We start from the raw sequence: 10,340 nt of genomic DNA on the forward strand, positions 1-10,340 counted from the left end.
CAGTCAACTCAATCTTTCCGAAAGTCTCGCAAGCAGTTCGTCCTCGGCAAGGTCGTCGTAGGCGTCCTCGGCCACATCCGGGCCATCGACGCCTGCGCCGGCGACCTCGTCGTCGGAACCGGCGGTATCGATTATCTCAGGCAGGATCGACGCCAGGTAATCGGTGAGCGCCTCGACCGTCGGATAGTCGAAGACCACCGACGCCGGCAACGCCTCCCCCAGGCTTTCGCTGAGCGAACGCTGCAACGTTACGCTCATCAGCGAATCCATCCCGAACTGGAAGAACCCCACGGTCGGGTCCAGAGTGTGCGTCGAGGTCAGCCCCATCGCGGCTGCGACCTGCGCCAACACATGGTCGGTGAGCATGTCGACGCGGCGCGGCGCAGCGCAATCCTTCAGCTCCTGGCGAAATGCGGTGTCGCCACTGAGCGCTGCGGCTGCGACCCCCGACTCGGCAGCCAGCAACTCGTCGAGGATGTGCAGCTCGGCGCGGGTGTGATACGCCGCGGCCAGCCGGGGCCAGTCGGCGGCCACCACGGTCGCCCGCGCCGGAGCCTGGGGACCGACGAACGAGCGCAGCGCGGTGATCGCCACCGCGTCCTCCATCGGCTCCAGTCCGGACTCCGCAGTGGCCTGCTTCTCGAACCCGGTCTGCGCGTCGGCCAGCGACTTCCACAGCCCCCAGTTGATGGCGCAGGCGGGCAGGCCGGCCGCTCGGCGCGCGAAAGCCAGGGTGTCGCAGAACGTGGTGGTGGCCGCGTAGTGCGCCAGCCACCGCGATCCGAGCACCCCGGAGATCGAGGAGAACAGCACGAACTGCGTCACCGGATGCTCGAGGGTCAGTTTGTGGGCCACCATCGCGGCGTCCATCTTGGGCCGGAACATCGCGACCACGTCGTCGCGGGTCATCTCGGTCAGCGTGACCGGCCCGCCGCTCATCGCGGCCAGATAGACCCCGCCCAACGGCGGCAGGTCGGCGCCGAAACGGTCGAACAGTGCACGCATCGACGCCTCGTCGGCGGCGTCGGCCGCCGCGGTGACGACGGTGGTGCCCTTCTCGGCCAGCCGCTCGGTGAGCGCGGCGAGTCGGTCACCCGGATTACGCGACACCGCGACCACCGTCTTGGCGCCCATCGCAGCCAGCTGCTCGATCAGGATCGGTCCGATGTTGCCGGTCGCGCCGATGACCAGATGCGTCCGCTCGGGATCCAGCGTTTCGGCGTCGGTACCGGCGGGGGCCGGCGGCAATGCATGGATCAGCCGCGCGACGTGCCGCGCACCGGCCCGGTACACCAGCTGGTCCTCGCCGTCTCCGGCGCGGACCTCACCGAGCAGCCACCGCGCGGCCACCGCCGCTGGGACCGATTCGTCCACGTCGACGACCGCGCCCCAGATCTCCGGATGCTCCAGCGCCAGGGTGCGGCCCAGACCCCACAACACCGCGTGTGCCGCGTTGGCGCGGTCACCCTCAGCCAGCGGCTGGGCGTTTCGGGTCAGCAGGTACAGCGTGGGCGGTGCCGGACGCCCGGCAGCAGCGGCGGCGATCGTGCGGCCCATCTCGAACAGCTCGTAACCCAGCGGGCCCCCGTCCGTGCTGCCGGGGGCATAGAGCACGTGGGTGGCGTTCTCGACGGCCTCGACCACGGTGTCGGCGGCGGCGGACGCGGGCAGCGTGGTGACCGAGGATCCCTCCCCGTCGAGCAGGCGCGTCAGCGCCTCGCCCACCGCGGGGTCGGCGATCACCAGCCAGCGGCCATCGGCGGCAGCGTCCTCGGCGGTGCTCGGCAGCGGCTTCTCCGGCCAGGTCAGTTCGCAGAACCACTCCGGCGGTACCGCGCTGTCGGCGGGCAGCGCACCCCCGCGGCCGGCCGTGGCTCGGCGCAGCGGCGGTGCCTCCACCCAGTGTCGTGTGCGCCGCCACGGGGTGGTGGGCAGCGGCACGTGCGGCTCACCGTGCCGCGCGGTGTGCGGCGGACGCGACGTGTGCGTGGCGTTGCGGTGGGTGTGGAAGGTGACGGTGTCGTCCCCGTCGCGCGCCAGCGTGCCGACGGTGAGGTAGTGCGACGGATCGTCGAGGTCGGCCAGCGTGTCGGCGATCGGCTGACCCAGCGTCGAGTGCGGGCTGATCTCGATGAAGGTGCCGTGCTCGCCGGCTGCCGCCGCGACGGCCCGGCTGAACTGCACCGGCTGGCGTACGTTGGCCACCCAGTAGTCGGCGTCGAACGTGGCCGGAGTGGTCGGAGCGGTGACGGTGGACAGGAACGGCAGCGTCGGGATGCTCGGTTCCAGGTCCGCCAGCGCCGAACGCAGGTCGCCCAGCACCGGATCCATCAGCGCGGTGTGTGACGCCACCACCATGTTCACCCGGCGGGCGAAGACGTTGTCGGCGGTGGCCGCCGCGATGACGGCGTCGACCTGATCGGGCAGCCCGGCCACCACGGTCTGGCGTGGCGACAGATGACCGGCCACCTCGACGCTGGGCTGACCGGCGATGAGCGCGCGAACCGCGTCCTCGTCGAGATTGAGCAGCGCGACCGCACCCTGGCCGGCCAGCCGCGCCATGATCGACGATCGGGCGGCGATGACTTCGAGACCGTCGGCCAGGCTCAGCGCGCCGGCGACGACCGCGGCGGTCACCTCGCCCATGGAGTGGCCGATGACCGCGTCGGGATGCACGCCGTAGGACCGCCACAGCTCGGTCAGCGCCAGCTGCAGGCCCATCAACACCGGCTGGACCTGGGCGTCGCCGCTGACGGGCAGACCGCCCTCGATGATCTCGCGCAGCGAGAAGCCGACCTTGTCGACGAACACCGGCTCGATCTCGGCCAGCGCGTCCGCGAAGGCCGGTTCGTCGGCCAGCAGCTGACGGCCCATGCCCGCCCACTGCGAACCCTGCCCGGAGTAGACGAACACCGTGCCCGGCTTCGGGATGTGCGTCGGAACGCCGACCACGCCCGGGGCGCTCTGGCCCAGGGCCAGGGATCGCAGCCCGGCCAGCGCCTGCTCGCGGTTGCGCGCCGTGACCGTGGCGAACTTGGCGTGCTGGGTGCGGTGGTGGTTGAGGGTGTGTGCGATCTCCGGCAGCGACACGTCGGCGCCGGCGCCGGTCATCCAGTCGGCCAGCATCTGAGCTTGCCCGGCCACCCGCTCGGCGGTCTTGCCGGAGACGACCAGCGTGGTGAGCACGGTCGGTGCACCGTCGGTCGGCGCCGCGACCGGCGCCTGCTCGATGATGACGTGGGCGTTGGTGCCGCCGAATCCGAACGACGAGATGCCCGCCCGGCGCGGCCGGCCGGCGGGTGCCCACTCGGTGTGCTCGGCGACGACCTTCAGTCGAAGCTTGTCGAACGGGATGTGCGGATTCGGGTTCTCATAGCCCAGGTTGGCGGGGATCCGGTTGTGCTGCAGGGCCAGCACCGCTTTGGCGAACCCGGCGATACCCGCGGCGGCCTCCAGATGCCCGAGGTTGGACTTGACCGCGCCGAGCAGCAGCGGTGCGTCGGCGGGCCGCCCCTTGCCGAGCACCGTGCCCAGTGCGCGGGCTTCGATCGGATCACCGAGCAGCGTGCCGGTGCCGTGGGCCTCGACGTAGTCGACCTCGCGCGGGTTGACCCCGGCGGCGGCGTACGCGGCACGCAGCACCGCCATCTGGGCGGCCGGGTTGGGCGCCATCAGCCCGTTGGAGCGACCGTCCTGGTTGACCGCCGATCCGCGGATCACCGCGAGCACCCGGTCGCCGTCCCGTTGGGCGTCGGAGAGGCGCTTGAGCACCGCGACACCGCAACCCTCACCGCGGACGAACCCGTCGGCGGCGGCGTCGAAGGCGTGGCACCGTCCGGTGGGCGACATCGCGTCGGCCTGGTCCAGGCTGCGGGTGCCGGCCGGGGACAGCAGCAGGTTCACCCCGGCGGCCAACGCGACGTCCGAGTCGCCGGTGCGCAGACTCTGACACGACAGATGCAGCGCGACCAGCGACGACGAACACGCGGTGTCGATCGTCACCGACGGGCCGCGGAAGTCGAAGAAGTAGGACACCCGGTTGGCGATGATGCTGATCGACCCCCCGGTTCCGTACCAGGCGTCCACCTGGCTCAGATCGGTGGCGCCCAGCTGGGCGTAGTCGCCGGCGCTCGCCCCGGCGAACACCCCGGTGCGGGTCTCGGCGAGCGAGTCGGCCGGGATGCCGGCGTGTTCGAGTGCCTCGTGGGTGACCTCGAGCAGCAGCCGCTGCTGCGGGTCCATCCGGGTGGCTTCGCGGGGGATGATCTCGAAGAACTCGGCGTCGAACGCGTCGATGTCACGCAGGAAGGAACCCCACCGGGTCACCCCGGCCAGCGCCGCCGCGCCCGCCGGCGTGCCGTCGTCGAAATGCGCCCACCGCTGCGCGGGCACCTCACCGACCGCGGACCGGTTCTCGGACAGGAAGTCCCAGTAGGCGTCGGGACCCTCGATGTTGCCGTCGGCGTCGGGGCCGCCGGGAAACCGGAGCCCGAGCCCGATCACGGCGACGGGCTCGTCCAGCGCGGCGGGCCGCTCCCCGCCCGCCTCCGGGGTGGCCGGTTCGACCTCCCCGCCGGTGAGGAACTTGGCCAGCGCATCCACGGTCGGGTACTGCCAGAAATCCACCGGGGACACGGTGCGTCCCACGAATTCCGACAACACCCCGGTCAGGACCACCGCGTCACGCGAACCGACCCCGAGGTCGTGCATCGAGGCACCGGCGTCGATCTGTTCGGGGCTGCAGCCGTTGTTCGTGACGAGGTAGTCGACCAACCACCTCCGAACAGCAGCCTCGTCGACGGCTGAGGTCATGCAGTGACGTCCAACCGGTTGAAACCGTCGGTGCGGTACAGCTCCACGCAGGACGCCCGCCGGACCTTGCCGCTGGTGGTCAGCGGCAGTGAGCCGGGGCCGACGAGCACGAAGTCCGACAGGCGCACGCTGTGCGTCATCGAGATCGCCGACGTGACCTGCTGTTTGATCGACTCCAGCGCGGCCGGCTCGATCTGCTTCTTCAGCTCGGCGACGACGACGAGCCGCTCGCTGGCGTCGTCCGGCACCGAGATGGCGGCCACCCGGCCGCCGGTGAACTCGGCGACGGTGGCCTCGATGTCGTCGGGATAGTGGTTGCGGCCGTCGACGATCAGCAGATCCTTGATCCGGCCGACGATGAACAGCTCGTCGTCGAACATGACGCCCAGATCGCCGGTGCGCAGCCACGGCCCCTTCGGGGTGCCCGGGGTGGGCTCACCGAGCTGAGCGGCGAACAACTCGCTGAGCTTCGGGTTGTGCCAGTACCCGGCGGCGACGTGCTCGCCGTGCAGCCACACCTCACCGATCTTGCCGGCGGGATTCTCCACCAGGGTGTCCGGGTCCACCACGCGCGCCGTCGTCGACCGCACCGCACCGCAGCCGATCAGCTCGGCGCCCGCTTCGTCGTCGCAGCGCTCGGCATGCCCGGCGGCCAGCTTCTCGTAGTCGAAGCGCACCGCCGTCGGCGGCTGCCCCCCGGCCGACGCGGCCACGTAGACAGTGGCCTCGGCGAGTCCGTAGGACGGGCGCATCGCCGACTCGGGCAGGCCGAACTGGGCGAAGCGCTGGTTGAACCGGCGCACCGTGGAACCGTGCACGCGCTCGGCGCCGTTGATCATCACCGCGACCGTGCTGAGGTCCTTGCCGGCGAGGTCCTCGTCGGAGGTGCGCTTGACGGCCAACTCGAAGGCGAAGTTCGGTGCGGCGGTGAACGCTCTGGGGTGCGAGCCGAGCTGCTGCATCCACCGCGACGGCTTCTGCATGAACGCGACCGGGCTCATCAGCACTGCCGGGCGGCCCAGCACCATCGGGATGAACACTCCGACGATGAGACCCATGTCGTGGTAGAAGGGCAGCCACGACACCACCGTGGTGTCCTCGGGTGCGCCGTCCGGGTACGCCTCGTAGTAGTCGGTGAGCAGCTGGCCGAGGTTGACGACGACGTTGCGGTGGGTGACCACGACACCCGCCGGGCTGCGGGTGGATCCCGAGGTGTACTGCAGGTAGGCGGTCTTCAGCAGCGTCGGCTGGGCCGTGGACCGCGGCGGGGTGTCGAAGTCCAGCGTGTCCACCTCGAGGAACTTCGGCGGGCGCTGCGTCGGGTCGGCCTGCCCGTACTTGCGGATGTCGTCGACGACCGCGGAGGTGGTCAGGACCACGACCGGCGTCGAGTCCTTCATCGCCCCCGTCACGCGCTCGTCGTGATGGCGTGTCTGCGGCATCGACAGCGGGACGGCGATGAATCCGGCCTGGATCGCGCCGAGGAAGCCGACGATGTATTCCAGGCTCTGCGGCGCCAGGATCACCGCGCGGTCACCGGGCGAGCCGAGGCCGGCCAGCTTCTCGGCGACGACCTGTACCCGCTCGTAGACCTCGGACCAGGTCAGGCTCTCGGTGACGCCGGAGGGGTCGGCCTCGTAGTCGACGAACGTGTAGGCGACGTCGTCGGGCTGCCGCTCGGCGCGGTCGGCGAGTACCGCCGGGATGGAGGCTTCGGTCATCGACATCGCAGCATCCTTTCACTTCGGCTCATGCGCGAAAACGCGCCGCAACGAGAACCGAGCGGCCGACGTCGAGACCCGACGCGGTACCGCCCGGCACGCAGGATGCTACCCGGCGAAACGCCGATGGCATCAAATCCTGCCCTCGCTGCTGGCGGAGCTCGATTCCACGCTGTCGAACAAACTGTCCAGCAAACTATCGGAGGCGCTGTCGACGTCACTGTCGGCCTGCGACACGGTGTGCGGTGCGACTTTCTCGGCGAGATGAGTCGCCAACGAGGCGATCGTCGGATGGTTCCACAGCATCGTCGCCGACAATTCGACGCGCGTGAGCTGCTCGACCTCACGCCGGATCGACATCGCCATCACCGAGTTCAGCCCCATCTCGGCGAACGGGCGGTCGGTGTCGACCTCGCTCTCGGGGGTCCGCAGCTCGGTGGCCAGGATGGTGCGCAGACCGTTCTGCAGTTCGGCCAGCACCTCGTCGGCCGACATCTCCGACCAGGCCCGTGCCGGTGCGACCCCGGCGCCCCCGGAGGCGGCGTCCGGGTCGCTCTCGGACACGATCGGGGCCATCACGGCGTGCGCGACGTCGAACCGGGACACGTACTCCCAGGCGTCGAACGCCTCGGCCGGCGTCACCGGCCGTGACCCGCGTCGCGCGAGTTCGTCGACCACGACCTGGGCGTCGGACCCGAATCCGAGCCCACGCCAGGCCACCCAGTCCAGGCTGACCGTGGCGTCGCCCTGCGCGTGCCGGGCCCGGGCCAGTCCGTCCAGGTAGGCATTGCCGGCGGCGTAGGCGCCCTGGCCGGGCACGCCGAACACCGTGCCCGCGGAGGCGGTGAAATGCAGGAAATCGAGGCTGCCCGGCGGGAACACCGCGTCGAGGGCGGCCGCGCCGGCCACCTTCGGCCACAACGTGGACTGCACCCGGTCGGCGGACAGGTCGGTCAGCAGCTGGCTGTCGGTGACGCCGGCCGCGTGGACGACGCCGCGCACCGGCGGTGCGCCCGCATCGTCGCGCTGTGTGAGGAAGGCCTCGAGCGCGGCGGCCGACCCGATGTCCAGTACCGCGATCTCGACGGCGACGCCGCGGGCCTCCAGCTCCCGTACCGCCTCGATCTTGTGCCGGGTGGCCTCGTCGACGGAGTCGGCGTCCCAGTCGCGGCGTGGCGGCAGCGGCGTCCGCCCCGCCAGGACCACTCGGCGCGCGCCGCGGTCGGCGAGCCAGCCCGCGGTGAGCAACCCGAGGGCACCCATCCCGCCGGTGATCAGATAGGCCGCATCCGCGCGGCAGCGCAGGGGCTCCCGGTACGGCTCGCGGGCGGCGTCGTCGGCCAGCGGCGCCAGCACCTGTTCGGACCACTGACCGTCGCGTAGCGACAGGATGGTCTTCGCGGGGGTGCTCAGCAGCTCGGCGAGGGTGTCAGCGGACCCGGTCTGCCCGTCCTCGGCGAGGTCGACCAGCCCGCCCCACAGCTGCGGCTGCTCGGCCCCGATCACGCCGGCGACACCCCACAGGCAGCTCTGCCGCACAGCGTCGCGGGAGCCGGTTTCGCGCACACCGCGGGTGACGATCCACAGCCGGGGCTCCTCGCGGGCTTCCCGCGCGGCGAGCCGGGCCACGACATCGGCGACCTGCGCGGTCAGCCGCGCCGCGCACGTCAGGTCGTCCTCGTCGGTGTCGGTGGCGGGCACGAAGATCACCGACGTGGCGTCCGCCTCGTCGACGACCCCGTGTCCGGCCGCCGTCAGCGCACCGGTGAGCTCGGCGCCGTCCTCTTCGGCGCCGAGCACGGCCACCGAGAGGGCGGCTCCGGCCTCGGTTCGTTCCGGCGCGGTCCAGGGCTGCCAGTCCAGCGCGTGGGCGACGTCGCGGGGGTCCGCCACCGGCGCGGCGGACTGCGCGGCACCGGCCTGGACGTCGACATAGCGCAGGCCGCGGATGTCCAGCCGTGCGGTGCCGTCGGTCACCGCCACGTCGATCAGCAGATCGTCTCCGGCGTCCGGGCGTCGCAGCACGGTGACCGACAGATCGGTGCCGGTGAGTTCACCGGTCATCGACATGCTCTGCACGCCGGCGGGAACCAGCAGACGTTCGTCGGTGATGTCGGCCAGGCGCGCGATCTGCACCGCGGCGTCGAGCATCGCCACCGGCAGCCCGCCCGGATCGGCGTCGCCGAGTGTGACCTCGGCGCGCACCTGGTTGTCATCGGATCGGCAGGAGGCGATCGACCACGGGAAGGGCTGGCCTTCCACACCCCATTTGGCCTGGAGCTCGTCCACGGTGGCGCGGTCGTAGTCCTGCTCGGACCCGGCCGGATCGGGGTTGGCCCGGGTCTCGGACTGCGGCGGCGACAGCCGGGCGGTGGCGTGGCGCACCCACCGGCTGGCCTCGGCCTGAGCCGACGGCGCCGACGACATCGTGACGGAGTCGCCGCTGACGACCACCTGGATCACCTGCGGCTGGTCGATGACGACCGGACGCTCGAAGCGGAGTTCGGACAGCGTCGTCGCCCCCGATTCGGCCGCCGCCACCGCCAAGGTGCGCAGCAGCACCGACATCGGCACGACCTCGACACCCTGGATGCGGTGAAATCCCGGGTAGGGCTTGGCTTCGCGGACGAGCCTGGCCTGCCACAGATGCGTGGGCGGGCTGGTCGCCACTGCGGTGCGTTCACCGAGCAGGGTCCCCGGACGCGGCGCGGTGGCGCCGCGGTGGTCGGCGGCGGTCGCCGACACCCAGTGGCTGGCGTGGTGCCACGGCGTCACGGGCAGCGTCACCGGCGGGGTCGCCGTCTGTTCGGGTCCGGCGGGACGGGTGGTGCGGGCGCTGTTGAGGTGGGTGTGGAACGTCAGCGTCTCGTCGGTGTCGCGCAGCAGCGTGGGCACGCTTCGGTGCTGGCTGGTCCCCAGCGTGTCGTCGATGCCGTAGGTCAACAGCGGGTGCGGGCTGACCTCGACGAACGTGCCGTGCTCGGCGCCCGCGGCGGTGACGGCCTGATGGAAGCGCACCGGGTTGCGCAGGTTGTCGACCCAGTAGTCGGCGTCGAATGTCGGAGCCGGCCCGCTGTGCTCGCGGGTGGTGATGACGATCGGGATGGTCGGTACGGCCGGTTTCAGATCCGCCAGGGCCTCGCGCAGCTCGGGCAGGATCGGATCGATCGTCGGATGGTGGGAGGCCACGTCGACCTCGATGCGGCGGGCCAACCGGTCGCGCGCCGACACCGCGGCGATCACGGCGTCGACCTGGTCGGGCGGCCCGGCGATCACCGTCTGCCGCGGTGAGGCGTACACCGCCAGCGTGATGTCGGGATAGTCGGCGATGAACTCGGTCGCGGCATCGGGATCGAGCTCGATCAGAGCCATCGCGCCCTGCCCCGACAGCCGCGACATCAGCCGCGACCGGGTGGCGATGACCTTCAGCCCGTCGGCGACCGACAGGGCACCGGCGACCACGGATGCGGCCACCTCACCCATCGAATGGCCGATGACGGCATCGGGGTGCACGCCGTAGGAGCGCCACAGCTGGGTCAGCGCCAACTGCATGCCGACGAGCACCGGTTGGATCCGTTCGATGCCGGTGACCTGCTGGCCCTCGGCGATGACCTGCTGCAGCGAGAAGCCGACCTGCTCGACGAAGGCGGGTTCGATCTCGGCGACCGCCGCGGCGAAGGCGGGCTCCTCGACCATGAGCTGGCGACCCATTCCCAGCCACTGCGAGCCCTGGCCGGAGTAGACGAACACGGTGCCGTGCCCGTGGCGACCGTCCTGCGGTTCCACCACACCGGGAGCCGACTGTCC

At 71.3% G+C, this 10,340-nt stretch carries 3 protein-coding genes; all 3 read right to left on the reverse strand.

Annotated features, from left to right (window positions below):
- Positions 1–3: 3 nt before the first annotated feature.
- Positions 4–4,812 (reverse strand): type I polyketide synthase, encoded by a 4,809-nt coding sequence (locus tag J3476_RS19350; protein WP_207067990.1) that lies wholly within the window; start codon positions 4,810–4,812, stop codon positions 4–6.
- Entirely contained in the window at positions 4,809–6,539 is a 1,731-nt protein-coding gene (locus tag J3476_RS19355) for an AMP-binding protein (RefSeq protein WP_207067991.1), read from the reverse strand. Before J3476_RS19355 ends, J3476_RS19350 begins: the two co-directional genes overlap by 4 nt.
- 126 nt (positions 6,540–6,665) lie before the next feature.
- Positions 6,666–10,340 (reverse strand): type I polyketide synthase (locus J3476_RS19360; protein WP_207067992.1); only part of this gene is annotated, 3,675 nt, incomplete at its 5' end.

Origin of the sequence: Mycobacterium sp. PO1 (assembly GCF_017312405.1) — a bacterium.
In the GTDB taxonomy this organism is placed as follows: Bacteria; Actinomycetota; Actinomycetes; order Mycobacteriales; family Mycobacteriaceae; genus Mycobacterium.